Below are 396 nucleotides of genomic sequence, written 5' to 3' on the forward strand. Positions count from 1 at the left end.
AATCGACGCGGGCAACCAGTACGATGCCGTAATCGCCATCGGCCCGATGATCATGATGAAGTTTGTCTGCGAGACCACCCGTCCGTACGGTATCAAGACCATCGTTTCCATGAACACCATCATGGTTGACGGTACCGGCATGTGCGGCGGCTGCCGTCTTACCGTTGGCGGCGAGACCAAGTTCGCATGCGTTGACGGCCCGGATTTCGACGGTCACCTCGTTGATTTTGACAGTGCAATGCGCCGCGGTGCCATGTACAAGGCACAGGAGCGCGCGGCGGTAGAGCGCCGTGAGGAGCATTGCAATCTGTTCAAGAAGGAGGTCAAGTAATCATGCCGAATATGAATCCGAACAAGTGCCCGATGCCCGAGCAGGCGCCGGACGTCCGCAATAAG

The 396-nt window shown here is 57.6% G+C and carries 1 protein-coding gene; it reads left to right on the top strand.

Going from position 1 to position 396, the window contains the following annotated elements; all coding sequences use genetic code 11:
- On the top strand, positions 1-331 hold a 331-nt coding region (locus tag IEY11_RS14845), incomplete at its 5' end, for an iron-sulfur cluster-binding protein (RefSeq protein ID WP_456236991.1).
- Positions 332-396: the final 65 nt, after the last annotated feature.

Origin of the sequence: Butyricicoccus faecihominis (assembly GCF_014648015.1) — a bacterium.
Lineage (GTDB): Bacteria > Bacillota > Clostridia > Oscillospirales > Butyricicoccaceae > Agathobaculum > Agathobaculum butyriciproducens.